The organism is Treponema sp. UBA753, assembly GCF_002297325.1.
Taxonomy (GTDB): domain Bacteria; phylum Spirochaetota; class Spirochaetia; order Treponematales; family Treponemataceae; genus Treponema_D.
In genome coordinates this window covers 37,312-57,461 of sequence record NZ_DBKJ01000049.1, presented here as the reverse complement: position 1 = coordinate 57,461, position 20,150 = coordinate 37,312, and the positions used below count along the sequence as shown (strand labels likewise).

Here is a 20,150-nt window from a genome sequence, read left to right as displayed (position 1 = left end):
AAAATTTAAAACTCGAAATTGAGCCTAACAATAAAAAAAAGAGAGTGTGAAGTCCTTTCTGTAAATTCAGTAAAAAAAATCCGGATGTTCCTCCGGCAATGGCAATGTCATTCTATTAAAAACACATTCAGGCTTTCTAGGGCTTTTCCTTTAAGATCGAAGAGAGTCTGGTTTTCCCAAGTGTCTTGGATTTTTGAATTTGGAATCCAGTCGCCGCCCCAGTAGAAGACTCCGCAGCCTCCTGCATTGGAAGTGGCTTCCATTATTGCTTTTACAACTGTTGCTTGGTTTTGCGCAGAAGCTTGAACACATTTTTTTCCGCTGTAAGTCTGTGTCTTTAAATTCTTGAGCTGTGTGCTTTTGGAGTCCACAAGATTCTTTGCAGCTTGTATTCCGGCAGGTTCGTACCATACTATGTTGTTTGTGCTGTCTCCATAGGCTTCCATTGACCATGCCCATGAAGTTTCTGCAACTAGAACTTGCTTTTTGTAAGTCTTTTTTAAGTATGCTATGTTTTCGCGCAGCTGCTTTAATGTTCCGTGCTCTTCAAAAGGGTAGTAGCTTAAGCCTATGTAGTCGTAGTCTATGCCTTTTAGGTTTTGCAGGTTTTTGAACCACCAGTCAAAGTTGTCTCCTTTGCTGCTTGCAAGATGAATCATTTTTTTTATGCTTGAATCAATTTCTGAAACTGCGCTGGATGCGGACTGCAAAACTTTTAGGAGATTTTTGTTTCCTTGTGTGTGCTCTGTCCAAGAGTAGCAGTCAATGCTGGAAGTTGTTGTTCCGTCTGATTTTGTAAGAAACATTCCAGAATTTATTTCGTTTCCAATCTGAACCAAATCTGGCGCGCAGTCTTCGCTTTTTAAGTCTGTAAGAATTTTCTTTGTATACTCGCTGACTTTGCTGCAAAGTTCTTCTATGCTTGAAACGTTGTCCCATTCAGCGGGAAGACTTTGTTTTGCAGGATCTGCCCAATTGTCTGAATAATGAAAGTCAAGCAGGAAGTTCAAGCCGTGTTGCTTTATGCGCTTTGCCATTGCGAGTGTGCGCTCGTAGTTATTTTGTCCCGGAGTTGTGTTTTGAGGCGCATTCCAGATTCTAAGGCGAATCCAGTTTACTCCGTGCGCTTTTAGAATTTTAAATATGTCTTCTTTTGTTCCGTTTTCATTGTAGAAACTGCTTCCGTATTCTTCTAGTTGTGAAACCATGGACGCATCGAATCCGCGCATGAAGTCTGAGCTAAGACAGAGAGTTTCATCTGCGCTTTCGGAAGGAGCTGAACAGGCTAGTGATAAAAATAAAACCAGTGCTATAAAAACTGAAAAAATACTTTTGAACTTCATTTTTTACCTCTAAAGTGTTTGTGATTATAGATTCAAACTGAAGTTGCTTCAATGGATTCCCCGGTCAAGCCGGGGAATGACATGGGAATGAAAAATCTGCTTTACTCGTAGAAAACTGTTACTGTGCCTGTTAGACCTTCAAGAGCTGCAATAAATATACCATTCTTTTTATATAAGTTAATTTCTGTTGAGTCTGTTGTTGTGTAAGTTACATTATTGTTATCCCATGTGCCTTTGTCTGAAATTTTTACTTCATTACTCCAAGATGTATCAGTCATAATACTAATCCACCAACTTGATTCAGAACCAGAATATGTTAATTCTGATAACTTTATAGTAATGGATGAAATTGTTTTATTTTCTAAATTACTTTTTGTAACAAGTTCTTTTGGTTCTCCGTCAAATGTAATACTGTTTTCACTTCCAGAATCACCAGATTCCTCTGCTTCTCCTTCAATATAGAATACTGAAACGCTGGCTGTTGCGCTGTTTGTTCCTGCGATGTAGATTCCATTTGCTTTGTATGCGGCGATTGCTGCTGCGTCTGTGATTGTCGCAAGGTAAAGTGAGTTTGTTCCTTCGCCTGACTGCCATTCAAGTTTTGCTTCATTGCTCCAGGAAACGTCAGAGCAGGCCGTGAACCACCAGTCATCGCTTCCTGAATAGTTTACGTTTATTACTTTTATTGTAAGTGATTTTATGCTTAGGTCTGCAAGTTTTTCAGCTGAAACTATTTGCGCTGGTGTTTCCGCATTGAATATTACGCTTTCGCTGTATATTTTTGTTCCATATGAGCTTTCGTCATCATCATCGCTGCTTGAGCTTCCGTTGCTGCAGGAAATGAGTGCCCCCCCCCAGAAGAATTGTAAGGGCTGAAAAAAATACCGCAGTTAAAATGTTTTTCTTTATAGATTTCATAGTCTGTTTCCTTGTTAAAAAAAATTAGTTGAGCTTTACAAGCTCTATGTCGTCAAAATTTCCCCAGTTTTCTTTATTCGCGTCAACAAAAATTCCAATTTCGACTTCTCCGTTTTGGACTGGAATTTCAATTGAATATTGCTTCCACTTTTTCCAGCCAGTGTTTTTTATCTGCGCTGAAATTTCTTTTTGGGAATTGTCAAATCCTCGGGCAAAAAGTTTTATTGTGTTTTCGCCGCCGCCGCCCATCGACCACACAGAAAGCTTGTAAGTTCCGTTGGAAAGTCCTGTAACTTTTTTCTCGAGTGAAGCCGTGAATGCTGTTTTTTTCCAGTAGTGGTAGCTCCATTCGCCTGAATGCGCATTTCCTTTGTTTTTTTCAGCATAGCAGTCTGCGCTGTCTCCTGTTAAGTTCCAGGTGCTTAAATTTCCGCTTTCAAAGGAACTGTCGTTTAAAAAATTCTGAGCAAAGGAAAGTTCTGCTGCGAAAAAGAGCGTCAGAATGGCAGTAAGTGTTTTTTTCATTTTTCCTCCTATAAAAAAATGAAGTTGAAGTTGTGAAGTGAGTGCACTAGGAACAGTTTGATTGAGTAATTGTGCACGGTTTGTTTACACGTGTTGATATAAAAAGTGTAAATCCACTTTTTTGTGCTGTCAAGAAAAATTTTCAATTTTTTTTGCAATTTTTTTAGTGTTGGCTGGTAGGTTAAGTTGTAATCAGATGTTTTTTGTTTTCTTCATATAATTTTAACTGGATGTATGCTTCTTCTTGCGGAATCTCATTGCCTTTATTTATTCCAGGACAGAAAACTTTTTCAGCTTTCCAAGAGGATTTGGTCTCTAGGATTTTTGTCCAAAAAGGGTAGGTTCTGCATTGAACCGGACGCGCGTTGTATGCTTCGCAGCCTTTTTCCTTGTTCCAGAAAATACATTCAGTTTTGTTTTTGTCTTTTAGGCACAAGTATGTTTTTCCGTCTGCATTTTCTAACTTGCGGCAGTAGACTTTTGTGAATTGTTCTTCTGTGAGTTCAGCCCATTTGCAAAGTTTTTCAAGATCTTTTCTGCTTAAAAAAACAACTCCGCCTTCAAGACAGCAGCAGTTTTTGCATTGCGCGCATTTGAATTTTAAATTTTCTGTGTATGCCATTTTATTTTTATGCTCTAAAATGAAATTATTTCTTCAAAAACTTTTATTGCGTACTGGTCGGTCATTCCGCTTATGTATTCGACAATGCACTTTTCCCAGCTTTCGTTGTCGTTTACATCGAACACTTCTTTTGTCTTGTACCGCATGATTTCTTTTTTTTGCGGATTGTAGTTTGTGTATTTTACAAGCCAGTCCGAAAAAGTTTTTTGAAGTTCCGGGGAATAGCGCAGGACATTTTCAACTCGTCTGTTCTGGGCGTAAACTTGAATTTTTATAAGCGTTCTGTAAATGCACGAAAGCACGTTTTCCGCATAACGCTGAAATTCCAAAAGCCGCCAGTTGCTGTAAATGTTTGCAAGGCTGAATCTTTTAAGTTCATGTATAAATTTAAAATACGGCTCGCTGAAGCAAATTCCGTTTTCTGGGGAACTTTGCGCGCACAAGTCTACAATCATGTCGTTTATTAAAACTGTTGTGTTTACGGCTCTGCCTGATCTGAATGCTCCATTTGTTGTATGCAGGGAATATTTTTTGTTTGGACCAAGACCGAGCGTTGCGCCTACAATTTCGCGTAGCTGCCTGTATGCTGCCATGTCCAAAATATGGTATGACCGTGCGTCTTCTATGTCTCTGCCAAGAAATGCTATTTTGTCGCTTGTTTTTACAATGCATCCTTCCCAAGTGAATGGCTGCACAATTCCCGGCCGCTTTATTGAATACAAGTCAATTGCTTCTTCTCGCGGCTTGAGTCCTTGTTGGTCAATTTCTCCGCAGTGGCAAATAAGTCCGTCGCGCACTGCATAAGTCAAGTCAAGGTTTTTTGAAATTCCGTCGGGATCTTGAAGTGTTTCTATAAAGTCTGCAAAAAAAAGGCTATTGCGTTCATGCCAAAATTTCTTTGGAGCGTTTTTTCCTTCCTTCTGATTTTTTATGAGAGAATTTAAAATATCTTCTCCCGTGTGGCCAAACGGAGCGTGCCCTATGTCGTGTCCAATTGCAATTGCTTCCGTCAGTTCTTGGTTCAGTCCCAAGTATTTTGCAATTGTTGCGCTTACACTGGCAACGTGATTTACGTGTTCAATTCTTGTGCAGATATGGTCATTTTGTGGAGCGTAAAAAACTTGTGTCTTGTGCTTTAAGCGGCGATATGCTTCGCAGTGAAGAAGCCTTGTGTAGTCGCGCTCAAATTCTGATCTTATGTCGTTTCCGCGGTTGTAAAGTGTGTTTTCTCGTTTTATGCATTGCTGCCACTTTTGATTTTTTTCATCGGTTTTTACAGAAGCAAAAGAATCTTTCATAAAAAAAGTTTATATTTTATTTTGGATTTTTACAAGAAAACTGGACTTTTTATGTTTAAATAGTTTAATATTTTGGCATGACAAAAAATGAACTTAGAAAGTTTTTGAAAACTGAATTGGCTACAGTAAGCGCAGATGAAAAGTTTGCCGCGTCAAAAAAAGCATGCGACTTGCTTTTTAAATTTGTCTTGAAAAATAATTTTGATATTATACTTTCTTATATAGATTTAAAAAATGAAATTTCTCCACAAGAAATGAACTGCGCGCTTATGATGAAAAATAAAATCGTTGCAGTTCCAAAAGTTGTTCCTAAAACTCAAAAGATGAATTTCTACATTCTTGACAATTCAATAAAAATTCTTAAACAGCTTGAAACTGGAGCATTTGGAATTAGCGAGCCGATTGAAAAAAAACAAAACTTGTTCAATGTTGAAAACTTTGCGCAAAAGAAAATATGCGTTGTTGTTCCGGGCGTGGCTTTTGGAAAAAATGGACAGAGGCTTGGGCATGGAATGGGGTTTTACGATATTTACCTTTCTAGTTTAAAAAAGAAGTGCGCCCAGAATAATTGTGAGCTTTTTCTAGCTGGATTTTGCTTCGATTTTCAGATTAAGGAAAATATCCCTGTTGATGAAAATGATACTTTTATGGATTCAGTTTTTTCAGATAGAAAATGCTATTTCTTTGAGTCCGCGGAATAAACTTTCATCAATGGCTCTTCTGGAAAATATTTTTCCATTGCATCTAAAAAGTCTTGCGGCGTAGAATTTTCAATGTAAAGATAATTTGTCAAGTACTGTTCTTTTTTCTGAAACATGGCCATGGCTTTTGCTGTTCCGCTGTTGGTTTGTGTTGCGGAAAGATTTTTTTGCTTCCACTGAATTTTTATTTTTTCGCAAGCCCATTTCTTGAGTTCTTCTTCAGAAAGTTCTTTGATGAGCTTTTTTCTTGCAATTTTGTAAGCGTCAAAAAATATTCCTGTCCTTTTTAGTTTGTCTGCTTGAATTATTCCGACTGGAATTTTTATTGAAGCTTCTTCTGTCTTGCATAAAATTTCGTTTCCAAGAACAGACTGAATTTCTGTGCACAGCGTTGAAAGCAGCGAGTTGAAAATTTCTACATCTTCATCTGTGTTGTCTGGCGAGTTAAAATAAATCTGAGCTGGGTCAAAAAAGTTTTTTGTTGGAACAAGTCTTGGAGATTCTTTGGGCGCAAGTTTCGCAGGAAGATTTGTTGTGTAAATGTGCTTGAGTTGAACCTTTCTTTCTTTGTTTTTGAATGAAGGCTTTGGAATTTCTTGTGTTTTTCGCTCGGACTGTTCTTTTAGAATTTCAAATGTGCCTTGGCAATATTTTATGGCGTTATCAAATTCAATATCGCCGCAAATTACTATCGAATACAATGAAGCGTCCAAAAGCTTTGTGTATTCTAAAAGCAATGCTTGGTACGACGATGAGCTGCGTTCTTTTTCATCTATTTTAAAAAGTTTGCTGAATGGAGTTGAGCGGTAAAGATATGAGAGTGCATTTGATTTCATTTGAAAGCCCAAATCTGCATTTTTCATACGCTGTTCATATTCTTCTTCTCTAAAAAGCAAATCAGCTTGAACTGGAGAAACTGTTTCATAAATCAGTGCGTTTGAAATTTTTTTGAGTGCATTTTCTAGTTCTTCTTTAAATACTTCAAATGAAATGTAAGAAGTCTCTTCGTTTGTTTGACTTGCTATTTTTTCTATTTTAGAGTTTTTTGCAAGTGCAGAAATTAAAACAGCTCTTAAATTTTTTTCTGATTCTGGAGATGCCGATTTTCCACCTGAAATTGAAATGCAAACCGCGACAGTTTTTGAGTTTGGATTTTCTTTAACTGAAACAGGAATTCCGTTTTTTAATTCTTGGTGTTTTATGGTTTCTATATTGTTAAAATAAAAGAAATCTGCTGGCCTTATTTCTATCGTTGGGTTTTTGTCTGCTTTGGATTTTTCAAGTGCTGTTTGCATTTCTTGCTTTGCTTTTTTTGCAAGAAGCTCATTTGTATACCAGGAAGCGTTTTCTTGTGTTACAAGTTCGTATCCGTTTTCGTCAAATGATTTTTTGTTTTTTTTATAAACAGTGTTGTTTACGAGCAAAAAAATATAAGGCTCTTCTTTTGAAATTGTTTTAAAAATATTCTCCGATGTTTCATTTTTTACTTGAAAAACGGATTTTTTAAAGTTCTGATAAAAAGTTTCAGGTGATTCAAATTTATTCATTGCCCAGAATTCTGCAAGTTTGGAAATTAAATTGCTGGAATTTCCTGCAAGCTCTTGGTATTTTTTTATTATTTCATCTTGAGCAAGTTCTATTTCATCTTCGGTAAGACTTGCGCATTCTGCTGTTCCAGCTAAAAAACTCTGCGCTTGGTCTGCAATGTTTTTTTCTTTCGGAGGCTCTTCGATTAATGCTTGCAAAATAAATCTTGTGTTTCCATTTTTTATTGCAGAGGCTGCTGTTATAAAATCTGCGCTTCTTATGTTTAGTTCTGGAATTTGTGGAACTGTTGTTTTGTATTTTGATTTTTCATTGTTGAAAGCGCATGATAAAATATCTGCCTGGCTTTGAGAAAGTGAAGTGTATTGAACAACAATCTGCGTAAGTTCTGGTGAAAACTCATTTGCTGCAAGAACAAATTTTTTACTTTTGCTTTGCTGCGAATCTTCAGTTTTGAGTTTTTTAAAGGCTGAATCTGTGCTTTTTGAATTCCAGTCTTTAAATGCTTCTTGAGAAATTTCTAGCACTTTTTTTTCTGTTGTATTTCCTGTGATAAAAAGCGCGCTGTTGTATGGTGTGTAAAATTCTTTCAAGATAAAATTATATAAAATTGCTCTTGCTTGTTTTGCATTGTAGCCTGAAAAAATTGCCGGGTAAATTCCAGAGTCGTGTTTCCATGGCTCTTCGTAAAAAATACGCGAGTCAATTGCGCTGTTTATAAATCCTGTTGTGCTTTTTGAATATGCAAGGCTTTCTTTTTTCATTTGCGCTAGCTCATATTCAATGTCTTTGTCGCTGAAATTTGGTAAATAGGCGCATTGTGCAATTTGCTCTAAATAAAGCTTTAAATTTTCAGGCGGAACTTTTGCTTTAAATATAGAAGAATCCGCGTTGCATTCTGACTGCATTGAAAACGCTTTTAATATTTCTTTTGCTTTTCCGGATTTTGAAAAAAGCCTTGTGTACAATGGAAAAAATCCTGCAGTGGATGAAGTTTGACTTGAAAAGCCTGCTTTTACAACAAGCTCAACATTTAAAAGCGCGCTTGTTTCGTCAGGGATTATAAAAACTGTGAGTCCGTTTTGAAGTGTTGAAATACTGAGTACCGGCTTGTTTCCCTTTGCTGATTCGGCTTGGGAAAAAACAAACTCAATGCAGAAAAAAAATGCGGCGCATAAAAAATACTTTTTTATCATGGTTTTATTATAACATTCATGCTTGCTTTTTCCAATTGAAATATTTCTTGGCTTTTCTTAACTTGTCGTATATAATAGAATTTATGCTAAAAATAACTCCGGCTTCTAAAATAGATAATTTAAAAAAAATAAATCCTGATTTTATAAAAGGAAAGCGAAATCCTACATCTGAAGAAATTGCAATTCTGGAAAAAAATGGAAACTCTTCATCCGATCCTGAATGGAAAAATTTTTTTGTAAGTTCTGAATATGGAAAATTTAATCCATCTCAAATTCGGCAAAGCGATTTTTCTGGAACTGTTATTATTGGAGAACTTTTCGATTCTGAAATTTCGTTCCATGATTTAAAGTTGCGGACAGGAATTTACAGTTCAAATTTAAAGAATGTTTGCATTGGTGATAACTGCGCTGTTCAAAATGTAAGGTATCTTGAAAATTACAAAATCGGATCACGTGTAATTCTCTTCAATATAATGGAAATGTCCTGCACGGAGCATTCAAAGTTTGGAGAAGGGCTTTTAAAGGAAGGTGAACCTGAGTTAAATAGGATATGGATTGGTGTTGGCAACGAAAATAACCGACGTGCAGTTCTTCCTTTTTCTGATATGATTCCGGCTGACGCTTTTTTATGGTCAAGATTCCGTGAAGACAAAGAACTTATGCAGCGTTTTGTTGAGCTCACTGAATTTGAAAAATCAAAAGAGCTTGGAACTTATGGAATTGTAGAAGATGATGTTGTCATTAAAAATTCAACGCTTTTAAAAGATGTAAAAGTCTGTTCATGCGCTTACATAAAAGGCGCTCTTAAACTTAAAAATATTACCATTCTTTCTTCGGAGGACGAGCCTAGCCAGATTGGAGAAGGCGTGGAGATGGTCAATGGAATAATGGGCTTTGGAAGCCATGTTTTTTATCAGGCTATAGCAGTCCGTTTTGTCATTGGAAGAAACTGCCACCTGAAATATGGCGCGCGTCTTTTAAATTCTGTGCTTGGAGACAATTCCACTGTTTCATGCTGCGAGCTTTTAAATAACTTGATTTTTCCTTTCCATGAGCAGCATCACAATTCTTCGTTCTTGATTGCTTCAACTGTAATGGGGCAGAGCAATATAGCTTCGGCTGCGACAATTGGCTCTAACCACAATTCAAGAAGCCCTGACTGCGAAATGATTGCTGGCCGCGGATTCTGGCCTGGACTTTGCTCGGATTTTAAGTTTGATTCAAAATTCGCTTCATTTGTTCTTGCTTCAAAAGGAAGCTATGTAAATGAACTGAATATAACTTATCCATTTTCTTTGGTTGCTCCAAGCTACGAAGACTGTACTGTTCACATTATTCCTGCTTACTGGTTTTTGTATAATATGTTTGCAATTGTCCGCAATAAATATAAGTTTCAGGCGCGTGACAAAAGATTTATAAAAGTTCAGCATATTGAAACGAATCCGCTTGCCCCGGATACTGTGCAGGAAATTATTTTTTCTGTTAACAGGCTTGTTGAGCTTACTTCAAGATATTTAAAGCTTCCGTCTGATGACTGCCGGAAGATGACAAAGGAAAATTCCAATCCTGAGCTTCTTGAAAAATTCCGGGAGTTGGCAAAGTCTGCAAAAGATTCGGCATCTCTTCTTCAGATTGCCAAAGATTATCTTCACCAGAATCCAGACTCCAAATTTCTTCTTACTGATGACCGCTGCCAGAAAAAATTTGGAGCGATTATTTACAAGCCTGCGCAAGGCTACAAGGAATACCGCCGTGTTTTAAAATATTTTGCGGCTGAATGCTTGATGGAATACGTTTTAAAAAACAACCGCGAAAGTCTTTGCATGGTTGATTTTGAAACGATTGAAGAAATTCCGCTTTACACGAAATGGTTCAACGTTGGCGGCCAGTTGATTCCGGAAGAAAAGGTTGAAGAGCTTTTTGCAAAAATAAAATCACGCTGCATAAACAATTGGCAGCAAGTTCACGCTTACTACGATGAGTGCCAAAAAAACTATACAGACTATAAGGCACGCTATTCAGTTTACATAATAGAATTTCTTTATTCCAAGAAAATCACAGAATTTAATTCGGATGACTTTGAAGATATTTTGCAGGATGTTGCTTTTGTTGCAATGAATATGCTTGAGTCTTCAATTTCTATACGTGAAAAAGATTTTACAGATTATTTCCGTTCTATAACATTTAGAAATGAAGAGGAAAAAAATGCTGTGCTTGGAACTTTGTGTGATGATGAGTTTCTTAAGAAACTTAAGGCATCAACTGAGGATTTTATAAACTCGCTGAATAAGCTTTTTGTGCTTATGCATTGAGTTTTGTTTTAGTCAATATTTGTAAATTTTTTCATTCTCTTGACATCGTTATGCGCTTTGCTGTAAAGTCTATTTATATGAAAAAAGCACTTCTTCTACTAGCACTAGATTTCTCTTTTGTTTGCCGAGCTGACGGTTGCTAGTAAGTTGCTTATATTGTAAATTACAGACCTGTCGTTTGGCGGCAGGTCTTTTTTTATATTAAAACGTTTTTTTATAAAACAAGGGGTATTTATGAATGCAAGTATGAATCCAAACGGAAAGTATGCGCGCGTTGGCGACATTGACCTTCCGAACAGAAAATGGCCTTCAAGCAAAATAACCAAGGCTCCTGTCTGGTGTTCTGTTGATTTAAGAGATGGAAATCAGGCTCTTGTAAATCCAATGGGAATTGATACAAAGCTTGCATTTTTTGACTTGCTTGTAAAGCTTGGATTCAAGGAAATTGAAGTTGGATTTCCTGCTTCAAGCGACACTGAATATGAATTTATTCGCCGTCTTATTGAAGAAAACCACATCCCTGATGATGTTACGATTCAGGTTTTGTGCCAGGCGCGAGAGGCTCTTGTAAAGAAAACTATGGAATCTCTTAAAGGTTGCAAACAGGCGATTTTTCATATTTATAATTCAACTTCACCGGCGCAGAGAAAATATACTTTCAATAAATCCAAGGAAGAAATCAAGCAGATTGCGGTTGACGGCGTAAAGTGCATAAAGTCCTGCCTTTCCGATGAGGACAGAAAAAGAATCCGTCTTGAATATTCTCCAGAAAGTTTTTCGCATACTGAAATTGACTATGCAGTTGAAGTTTGCGAGGCTGTAAAAAATGAGTGGGGCTGTTCTGCGGATAACAAGATAATTATGAATCTTCCGACAACTGTTGAATGTTACACACCAAACGTTTATGCGGATGCGATTGAATATTTTTCAGAGCATATTTCAGACCGAGAAAATATAATTATAAGCACGCATTGCCACAACGACCGGGGAACTGGTGTTGCTTCATGTGAGCTTGCTTTGCTTGCCGGAGCAGACAGAGTTGAAGGCTGCCTTTTTGGAAACGGAGAGCGGACTGGAAACCTTGACATCGTGAATGTTGCATTGAATATGTACAGCCAAGGAATAGATCCTCAGCTTGACTTTCATGACATTCAGAGTGTCGGCGAGCTTTATACAAAGTTTACAGAAATGGAAATAAATCCGCGCAGTCCTTATGTTGGCGAGCTTGTGTTTACTGCGTTCAGCGGAAGCCATCAGGACGCAATCAGAAAAGGTATGGCAGCACGTACAAAAATGCCTAAAAACGCAATTTGGGATGTTCCTTACATTCTCATTGATCCGCACGATATTGGAAGGCAGTATGAGGGAATTATCAGAATCAACAGCCAGTCTGGAAAAGGAGGTGCGGCTTACATTCTTGAGCAGGAGTACGGAATTTGTCTTCCAAAGGCAATGCACCCTGCTCTTGGCGAGCTGATAAAGAAAGCTGCCGATGAATCCCAGCGTGAACTTGACAAATCTGAAATCTACAATCTTTTTGTTAAACATTGGCTTGAAGCGAAAGGAAATCTTTCGATTGTTGATTTGGCTGAAACTCATCTTGAAGGCAAAGAAAATTCAGAATCTACTTCTTGCCGCGCTGTTGTTGAATGGAAAGGAAAACGCTATTCAATCGGAAAAACTGGAAACGGACCTCTTGATGCATTTGCGGGCGCGCTTTCTGAAATTCCGGCTCCTAAATTCAGCATAACGGCATTCCATGAGCATAGCATTGGAACAGGAAATGATACTTCTGCAGTCGCCTATGTCCAGATTACGTGCGAAGATGGCAACCAGTACTGGGGAGCTGGAAAATCAACTAACGTTGGACGCGCCGGTGTTGATGCTGTTGTAAGCGCCTTGAATCAGATAAAATAGATTTTAGAGAACTCAAAAACTTTTCTTCATTGAATTGCATAGAAAAATCTGTTATAATACAGTCGCTCTTATTTTGGGGCGGCTGTAATTTTTTTTCTGGGACTGAAAATGCTTTTTTATTTGGCTTTTAAGAATATTGTATCAAGAAAAAGCTCGTTTGTTATTGTTCTTTTTATTGCGTTTGCCATTATGCTTATGGCTGTTATAAATTCAGTTTTTGATAGCACTGAAAACGGAATTGAAAAAGTTTTTTCCAAAAGCTTTACAGGCGATCTTGCGATTTTTCCTAAAAGCGATATTCCGATGAGCCTTTTTGGGGATGAAACTCCAGTAACGGGAACTCTTACAAAAATAAATGCGCTTGTTCCTTTCAATGAAATTTCCGATTGCCTGAATTCAATTCCCGAAATAGAAAAAAGTGTTCCGCAAGTAACAGGAACAGCCGCTTTGGAATTTAACGGGGAAAGAACGCCCGTCTGGATTTTTGGAGTTCCTGCCGCAAAGTATTTTGAATGCATGTCTTCTATAAAAATTCTTGAAGGCTCTCCATTTCCAGATTCTGAAAGAGGCGTGATGCTTTCAAAAAAATATGCGCAGGAAATGAATATTTCTATTGGAGACACAGTCCAATTTCTTGTTGTTGACGGTCCTACTTTTAGAATCCGTGCTGCAAAACTTTCCTGCATTTATGAATATCCTGTTGAGAATTCCACGCTGGACAGAATTGTTCTTGCCGATGCTTTTACAGTCCGTTCGCTTATGGATATGTCTGAATCTGTCGCGGACACTTCATTTATCGGAGAAGAAAAAACAGATTTGCTTGAAAGCGATTTGGATATAGAATCTCTTTTTGATGATGCGGAAGATGTAGGCGCAGTTGTTGTTGAAAATCCGTTTGAAAAAATTCAGCCTGCCTTGGAAGAGCAAAAAACGATTGACAGTTCTTCATGGAACTATATGGTTTGCTCGCTTGCTCAAGGTGAAAATCCAAAAAAGGCAATAAGAAATTTAAATAGAATTTTTAAGAAGAATTCCTGGCCAGTGCGTGCTGTTGCTTGGAGAACTGCCGCCGGAAGCACGGCTTTGTATCTTTACTGGATGCGGGTAATTTTTAATGCGGGCGTAATTGTTATTCTTGTGGCAGGATTTATAATCATAAACAATACGCTTGTTGTAAATGTCCTGAACCGAACGCAGGAAATTGGAACTTTAAGAGCGCAGGGAGCTTCAAGAGCTTTTGTTTCGCTTCAGTGCATGACCGAAACTTTTATGCTTACAATAACGGCTGGAATTTTGGGCTGCATTTTGGGAACTGTATGCACAGCCGCATTGTCTTCCATGAATATTGAATTTAAAAATGTTTTTCTGATTCAACTTTTTGGAACTGACCATCTTGTTGTTTCTACATCATTTTCAATTATGTGTAAGTCGATGATTCTTTCTGTTTTACTTGGGCTTTTGGGCTGGATTTATCCTGTTAGAACCGCTTTAAAAGTTAATCCTGTTCAGGCTATGCAGGGGGCAGTCTAATGAATTATGTTAAGCTTTCGGTTCGCTCATTGCTTTTAAGGTGGCGTCAGTACATTTCTCTTTTTTTTGTTTGCGCTATTGGGGCTGGAGTTTCACTTTTTTCTTTTTTTCTAATAAACGGAATGTTGCATTCTCTTTCTACGAAGGCTGAAATTTATTACGGTGGAAACTATCAATTCTTAGGCGGAAGAAGCAATTTGGAATTTTATGACTGCCGGGAATTTGTTGAAAAACTTTCTGATGTTTTTCCAGCTGAAACTGTTATTTCCCCAAGATTTGATTTTGATGCGGATTCCGCTTCTTTTTATTATGAAGGCGTTGAAGTCCGTCAGCGTGTAATAAAAGGTGTTGACTTTGAAAAAGAAAAAATTCTATTTTCAAAATTCAATTATGTGCAGGGAAGTGCAGACGGAATTGCAGGAACAAATGGCGTTCTGGTTTCAGAAAAAATTGCATCCATGCTGGAAGTTTCAACTGGAGATTCTATAACCTTTATGCTTAGAACAGGTCCCGGCTACATAAATACTGTTCAGATTGTTGTAAAAGGCATTTTCAAAGATTCAAGCGTATTTGGAACTTACACTTCTTATATTGATATTGATTTTCTGCGGAAGGCTTATTGCTCTCCGGAATTTTATGCAAATAGAATTGGAATATTTTTCCCTGATTCACTGCCATCTTCAAAAGACACTTTAAAATATCAGTCTCTTCTTGAAAAAAAATTCAATATGTACAAGCTGGTTAATGATAAGTATGACTTTTATGAGCCGCTTTTAGCCGGGGAATTTAGCGAGCCGATTTACGCGTTTATAGTTCTGGACGCAAACATGGAAGATTTGGGTGTTATAATTGACGCAATGAAAATAATAACTTCTCTTGTAATTGCGGCTCTTGTAATAATAATTGTTGTTGGAATCAGCAGCACTTACAAAGTTATTGTAATGAAGCGCATAAATGAAATTGGAATTTACAAGGCAATTGGAATGGAGCGCGGCTCTGTGATTTTGCTTTTGCTTAGCGAAGCTCTTGTGCTTTTAATTTCCGGCTGTGTATGCGGCTGGGGATTTTGTTTGCTCTTGGAATTTATTGTAAGACAATTCAATTTTTCTTTTATTCCTGCGTTTGATATGTTTTTGACGAACGGATATATTGTTCCAATGAATTCTTTTGGCGGTGCAATGCTGATTTTTGCAGTTATAATTTTTACTACAATTTCTGCAATCTTGTTTTCGCTAAGAACCGCTATAAGAATTACTCCGGTCCAGGCATTGACTGTAACAGAATGAATTTTTGCTTGTTAATAATTAAAAAGTTAAGATATTTTATGGATGTGCTATGAAAAATTTTAAGAAAATTGTCAGCTTTGTTTTTTTTGTTTCTGCAGGAATTTCTGCTTTTTCATTTTCCCATGATGAGCTTTTAAAGCAGGCGCAGGAAAATACAGCTTTTTACGGAACTGACTTTAAAGGATTTTATTCAGTTGTTCAGGAAAAGCCTGGCGAAGGAAAAAATGCTACAGAGGCAATTATGTATCGTAGGGACAGCGAGGCAAAATGGACAATTCTTGTTACAGGTCCTGCAAAAGACAAGGGAAAAGGTTATCTTCAGTATGACAACAATATTTGGTTCTACGATCCTGCTGACCACAGATTCACATTTACAAGTGCACGGGACAAATTTCAGAATACAAATGCGAACAATTCAGACTTTGCGCCGCAGTTTTATTACAGGGATTATTCAATAGAAAGTTCTTCAGAAGTAATGCTTGGAAAACTTGAATGCGTAATGTTTGTTCTAAAGGCAAAAGTTCAAAATGTGGATTATCCTGAATTACGTCTTTGGGTTACAAAAAATGACGGGCTTGTGCGCAAAAAGGAAGATTACAGCCTTTCAGGGCAAAAACTTAGAACAACTGCTATTCCTTCATATCAGATAGTTCAGACTTCAAATAAAAATTATTATATTCCTGTAAAAATGCTTATCACGGACAATTTGCGCGGAAAGAAAATCGGTGAAAAAACTCAGTTCGAGCGCACGCAGATTACGATTACAAATATAACTTTTGATCGTCTGGAAAATTCTGTTTATACAAAGCCTTATCTTGAAATGATGAGTGAAAAGTAAAATGAAGCGGATTTTTTTTATAGCGGCGATTTGCTTTTGCATTTCGGTTGCTTTTTCTCAGGCGGAAGACGATATTTCGTTTGATGACGATTTGCTTTTTTCAGATTCAGAAGACATTGTTGTTGAGCAGTCCGATGCGTCGGAATTTGTTTCTTCCAAGCAGTCGGTGAAAATTGGAACTTCTGAATATTTTATTCCTTTGAAATTTACAGGCCATTTTGAGTCTGACTTTGGATACTACGGAACCAAGCATAATCAGAATTCTGAAAATGATGAATTTAAAAATTCAGTTTATTTTGACTTGGCGAATTATATTTATTTTATGGCGCGTCTTGACAAAACACTTTCTGTGCGCGGAACAACCAGCGTAAAATTTCCGCCCAAAAAAGATGCCATAAAACTTGACGAGCTTTATTTTGACTATTTGATTTGGGATAGAATTTATATTACGGCAGGAAAAAAAGCGACCGCCTGGGGATATACAAGACTTTTCAGCGGAGAAAACGCATATAGCCTTTATACAGATACTGACTATGACAAGCTTACCGAAGAAGAAAAGGAGCAAATACGGCAGGAAATTGAAAAGCAAGGTTATCTTTACACAAATATTTTAAGCGACAGTTCTGATGCTGTTTCCGGACTTTTGCGCATTCCTTTTTGGACTGGAACTTTGTCTGGAATTATTTTATACGGCGGAACTTCAACGCAGCCTGCATTTGAAGACATTTCGGCGGCTGGCTCTCTTGAAATGACATTTTTTCATACGACTTTTAATATTTTCGGAAGAAAAAATCCAAAGCTAGAAACAGGCTCAACACCGGTAACTGTCGGCGCAGAAGCAAAACGGACCATTTTTGGAACAGACCTTTATGTTCAGGGAATCGGAAAACTTACAGATGACCACCGTGATATTTCAAAGTATGTTTTTACGGGCGGATTTTATCATTTGTGGGACGGACATGATCCGAATTTTGGCTTGAATTTTGAATTTCAGGATTCTTATAACAAAGAACTTGAAAAAAACAGCTGCCGCATTTACCTTGATCTGGGTTTAAAACGGCTTGGAAAAAATAAAGACATGAAGCTTGGCTTGCAGTGGCAGCATATTATAAAAAGTGAAACAGAAGACGATAAAAGCGGCCTTGTAAAATTTGGTTTTATAAAATCAGGGCTTTTCCCGAACGCGGAATGGAACACAGGAATTGAAGTGCGCTATCATCAGCTTGATGCAAACTATGAAAATAAAATTTACATGATCCGGCTTGGAAGTTCAATTCAAGTAAAAATGGACTATTAAACTGTGTTTGTGTTGATTTTCTGCGGAAATATATATAATATTATTTTATAGAATATTTCTGTTTTTTTTTCAGATTTTCTACATTATAAAATGCGAGGTGCTTATGGCTGTTCAGCCTATAGATCTTTCTACCATTTATTCTCAGATGGATAAGATTGGGCAGTTTAATGCTTCGCAAGTCCAGAATGCAAGCATGGCGAATAGGCAGCATCTGGAAAAAACAGCCCAACAGCAAACTCAAAAAGCCCAGACTGTTACAGAAACTTCACAAAGCGAGGATTCTGCAAAAATCAAGGCTGATGTGAGTCAGGGCGGAGGCGCTGGACAAGGACTTTTGCAGGGAGATGGAAAATCCGCAAAGCAAGAGCCGGAAATTAAAAAGCCTACTGTCTATGAAATAAAAGATCCAAATCTTGGACAGCATATTGATATTACAAGTTGAAAAAAAAATGCCGTTTGCGTTGACCATTGCTGTTTTTATAATATTTTTCAATATACTCATGTGGGTTGTCTTTTTTAAGAAGTTTAACACTTTTTTTTCCACAGATAAAATTATTGAAGAGACTAATGAAAAGGCAAAAGAAATTATCAAAAGCATAAATTTCAACGCAGGAAGAAGCATTGATTTAATAGAAGATAAAATTAAGCAGCTTAAGGCTATTTCTGCGGAAGCCGAACGAAAAATCGGAATGTTAAAAAAAGAGCTTTCTCTTGCTGAAAAATCAAAATCATTTCAAAAAAAACTGGATTCGGCTTCAAAAAATTCTTTTATGCAAGGCGACTTGTTTTTTACAGAAAAGGCAAAAAATGAGCTTGGAATAAAAAATTTGCCTAAGCCGGAAGTTGAAGTTAGAAAAATTCCTGTAGTTGAGCCTGAGCTTTTTATGGCTGAAAACCCAATTGTTCCTAAAAAGGACTTTAAAGCTCAGGTTTTGGAACTTCGCGCCCTTGGAATTCCATCAGAAGAAATTGCAAGAAAAACAGGCAGAAGCATTCAGGAAGTAAAACTTGTAATCGAGTTTTCTTGATTTTTTTTTGTACTTTTTACGGACTTGTTTTAATAAATATTTTCTCAAAACAGCTTTTTTTTCTTGAACTTTGAAAAGAATCAGAGTATATTTTTATCTATGAGTAATTTGAAATTTAAAAAGGTCAAATTTGGAACTTTGTATGATGGAAGAAAAGTTCATTTGTACACAGTTTCAAACGGCTCTATGAGCTTTTCTGTTATAGATTATGGATGCACAATTACAAGCATTCTTTTACCTGCAAAAGACGGAAAAAAAGTTGATGTTCTTTTGGGCTGTTCAACTCTGGAAGGCTATGCTTCTAGTGGAAGTTGCTTTGGAACTGTAGTTGGTCGCTTTGCAAACAGAATCGGCGGCGCATCTTTTTCTCTCAATGGAAAAACTTACCAGCTTGATAAAAATGACGGTGAAAACTGTCTTCACGGCGGATTTGACCGATACGAAAAGAAGCTGTGGTCTGCAAAAAAAATCCGTACTGACAAAGGACTTGGAATTGAATTTTCAAGAGTAAGTTTGGCAGGCGAGCAAAATATGCCTGGCAATTTAAAAATAAAAGTTACCTACACATTAAATGAAGATAATGAGCTTACTTTGGATTATTCTGCCAAGACAGATGCTCCGACTCCAGTAAACCTTACAAACCATGCCTATTTCAATTTGAAAGGCTATGATGGCGGTTCTATTGAAGATCAGGAACTCAAGATGGATTGTTCAAAATTTGTTGAAGTTGACGAGCATCTCATTCCGTCTGGAAAACTTTGTTCTGTTGATGAAAAAAAAGCTTTTGATTTTAGAGTTCCAAAGCTTATCGGCAAAGATATGAAAGAAACTGGCTCTGGATATGATCACGCTTATTGCATAGATTCGCACAATGGAAGTTTAGTTGAATTTGCCGTGTTAAAAGATCCTGCTAGCGGACGTACAATGACTGTTTCTACAACGTTGCCTGCCTGCCAGATTTATACAGCAAATTTCATTGATGGATTTGGAAAGAACGGTTATCCTTTAAAATCTCATGATGCTGTTTGCATGGAGACCGAGGCTTATCCTGACGCTCCGAACCATGAGAATTTTCCAAGCTGCATAGTAACTCCAGAAAAGCCGTACCATGAAACTACGGTTTATAAATTTGGTTTTTAGTTTTCAGCAATTATAGAAAAATATAAAGAGGTTGTGATGGACATTCAATTACAGGAATTAATCGAAAAAATCAAAAAGGACGGTGTTTCTAGTGCCGAATCTGCCGCCCGCAAGATTATTGCCGATGCGGAAAAAAAAGCCGCTTCAATTGTAAGCGATGCTGAAGTAAAAGCTGACAGCATAATAAAAACTGCAAAGGCTGAAACAGAACGCATGGAAAAGGCCAGCGAAGATGCTATTGCTCAGGCTGGACGAAACCTTATCATTTCATTCCGTGATGGAATAAACAAGGAGCTTTCTGCTATTGTAAATTCCGAAACAGAAAAAGCAATGGATAAGGATTTGCTCAAAAAATTGATTCCTGAAACTGTAAAAGCTTGGTCTGCCAATCCAGATGCGGATAATATTTCTGTTCTTTTGCCTGCAAAGGATTTAAAAGTTCTTGAAGCAAGCCTTAAAACTGCATTAAAAGCAAAAATTTCAAAAGGTCTTGTAATAAAAAGCGACGCCTCTCTTTCAGCAGGTTTTAGAATTGGATCGAAGAATGGCTCTGCATTTTATGATTTCAGCGCGGAAGAAGTTGCGGCTTTGTTCAGTGCCTATTTGAATCCAAAAACAACAGAAATTATGAAAAAGGCGGCTGCAGGAATTGCA

17 protein-coding genes and 1 pseudogene are annotated in these 20,150 nt (G+C 37.3%); 11 read left to right on the top strand and 7 right to left on the bottom strand.

The genetic code is table 11. The annotated features are described in order from the left end of the window. Positions 1–107: 107 nt before the first annotated feature. The 6 genes from B4C08_RS04215 to B4C08_RS04190 all read right to left on the bottom strand — a co-directional run bounded on the left by B4C08_RS04215 (position 108) and on the right by B4C08_RS04190 (position 4,706). The gene (locus B4C08_RS04215) at positions 108–1,343 is read right to left on the bottom strand and encodes a glycoside hydrolase family 53 protein (RefSeq protein ID WP_296663256.1); all 1,236 of its coding nucleotides are present in this window, start codon (positions 1,341–1,343) and stop codon (positions 108–110) included. A 101-nt stretch (positions 1,344–1,444) separates the two neighbouring features. After that, entirely contained in the window at positions 1,445–1,621 is a 177-nt protein-coding gene (locus B4C08_RS04210; RefSeq protein ID WP_296663253.1) for a hypothetical protein, read from the bottom strand. Between the two features lie 83 nt (positions 1,622–1,704). Next, positions 1,705–1,995: a hypothetical protein gene (locus tag B4C08_RS04205; RefSeq protein ID WP_296663251.1), complete on the bottom strand. Its 291-nt coding sequence runs from the start codon at positions 1,993–1,995 to the stop codon at positions 1,705–1,707. Positions 1,996–2,285: 290 nt separating this feature from the next. Continuing rightward, positions 2,286–2,786 (bottom strand): carbohydrate binding domain-containing protein, encoded by a 501-nt coding sequence (locus B4C08_RS04200; protein WP_296663248.1) that lies wholly within the window; start codon positions 2,784–2,786, stop codon positions 2,286–2,288. 181 nt (positions 2,787–2,967) lie between these two features. Next, positions 2,968–3,408: a YkgJ family cysteine cluster protein gene (locus B4C08_RS04195; RefSeq protein WP_296663246.1), complete on the bottom strand. Its 441-nt coding sequence runs from the start codon at positions 3,406–3,408 to the stop codon at positions 2,968–2,970. A 14-nt stretch (positions 3,409–3,422) separates the two neighbouring features. Then, positions 3,423–4,706 carry a deoxyguanosinetriphosphate triphosphohydrolase family protein gene (locus B4C08_RS04190; protein WP_296663243.1) on the bottom strand — a complete coding sequence of 428 codons (1,284 nt, stop codon included), beginning with the start codon at positions 4,704–4,706 and terminating at the stop codon, positions 3,423–3,425. Between the two features lie 77 nt (positions 4,707–4,783). On the opposite strand from B4C08_RS04190, the gene B4C08_RS04185 reads away from it, so the two are divergent. Beyond that, on the top strand, positions 4,784–5,407 hold the full coding sequence (locus tag B4C08_RS04185; RefSeq protein ID WP_296663240.1) for a 5-formyltetrahydrofolate cyclo-ligase: 624 nt from the start codon (positions 4,784–4,786) through the stop codon (positions 5,405–5,407). On the opposite strand, the gene B4C08_RS04180 is transcribed toward B4C08_RS04185, so the two are convergent. Next, on the bottom strand, positions 5,383–8,148 hold the full coding sequence (locus tag B4C08_RS04180) for an insulinase family protein (RefSeq protein WP_296663237.1): 2,766 nt from the start codon (positions 8,146–8,148) through the stop codon (positions 5,383–5,385). The genes B4C08_RS04185 and B4C08_RS04180 overlap by 25 nt on opposite strands. Positions 8,149–8,231: 83 nt before the next feature. Here B4C08_RS04180 and B4C08_RS04175 point away from each other — a divergent pair, with 83 nt between their 5' ends. The 10 genes and pseudogenes from B4C08_RS04175 to B4C08_RS04130 form a co-directional block, all read left to right on the top strand. After that, on the top strand, positions 8,232–10,460 hold the full coding sequence (locus B4C08_RS04175) for a DUF4954 family protein (RefSeq protein WP_296663234.1): 2,229 nt from the start codon (positions 8,232–8,234) through the stop codon (positions 10,458–10,460). Positions 10,461–10,694: 234 nt separating this feature from the next. Further along, complete coding sequence (locus tag B4C08_RS04170; protein ID WP_296663231.1) at positions 10,695–12,377, top strand: 2-isopropylmalate synthase; 1,683 nt, start codon at positions 10,695–10,697, stop codon at positions 12,375–12,377. Positions 12,378–12,485: 108 nt separating this feature from the next. Continuing rightward, on the top strand, positions 12,486–13,907 hold the full coding sequence (locus B4C08_RS04165) for an ABC transporter permease (protein WP_296663228.1): 1,422 nt from the start codon (positions 12,486–12,488) through the stop codon (positions 13,905–13,907). Continuing rightward, positions 13,907–15,193: an ABC transporter permease gene (locus B4C08_RS04160; RefSeq protein WP_296663225.1), complete on the top strand. Its 1,287-nt coding sequence runs from the start codon at positions 13,907–13,909 to the stop codon at positions 15,191–15,193. Before B4C08_RS04165 ends, B4C08_RS04160 begins: the two co-directional genes overlap by 1 nt. 49 nt (positions 15,194–15,242) lie before the next feature. After that, on the top strand, positions 15,243–16,031 hold the full coding sequence (locus B4C08_RS04155; protein WP_296663222.1) for an outer membrane lipoprotein-sorting protein: 789 nt from the start codon (positions 15,243–15,245) through the stop codon (positions 16,029–16,031). Between the two features lies 1 nt (position 16,032). Then, positions 16,033–17,328: a hypothetical protein gene (locus B4C08_RS04150; RefSeq protein ID WP_296663220.1), complete on the top strand. Its 1,296-nt coding sequence runs from the start codon at positions 16,033–16,035 to the stop codon at positions 17,326–17,328. 103 nt (positions 17,329–17,431) lie between these two features. Further along, the gene (locus tag B4C08_RS04145) at positions 17,432–17,770 is read left to right on the top strand and encodes a hypothetical protein (protein WP_295798419.1); all 339 of its coding nucleotides are present in this window, start codon (positions 17,432–17,434) and stop codon (positions 17,768–17,770) included. A 58-nt stretch (positions 17,771–17,828) separates the two neighbouring features. Beyond that, positions 17,829–18,356, top strand: a complete 528-nt coding sequence (locus tag B4C08_RS04140; protein WP_296663217.1) for a hypothetical protein — start codon at positions 17,829–17,831, stop codon at positions 18,354–18,356. A gap of 99 nt (positions 18,357–18,455) precedes the next feature. Beyond that, positions 18,456–19,496 (top strand): aldose epimerase family protein, encoded by a 1,041-nt coding sequence (locus B4C08_RS04135; protein WP_296663212.1) that lies wholly within the window; start codon positions 18,456–18,458, stop codon positions 19,494–19,496. A 36-nt stretch (positions 19,497–19,532) separates the two neighbouring features. Beyond that, a pseudogene (locus B4C08_RS04130) lies at positions 19,533–20,138 on the top strand (V-type ATP synthase subunit E); the annotation flags it as partial. Positions 20,139–20,150 lie beyond the last annotated feature (12 nt).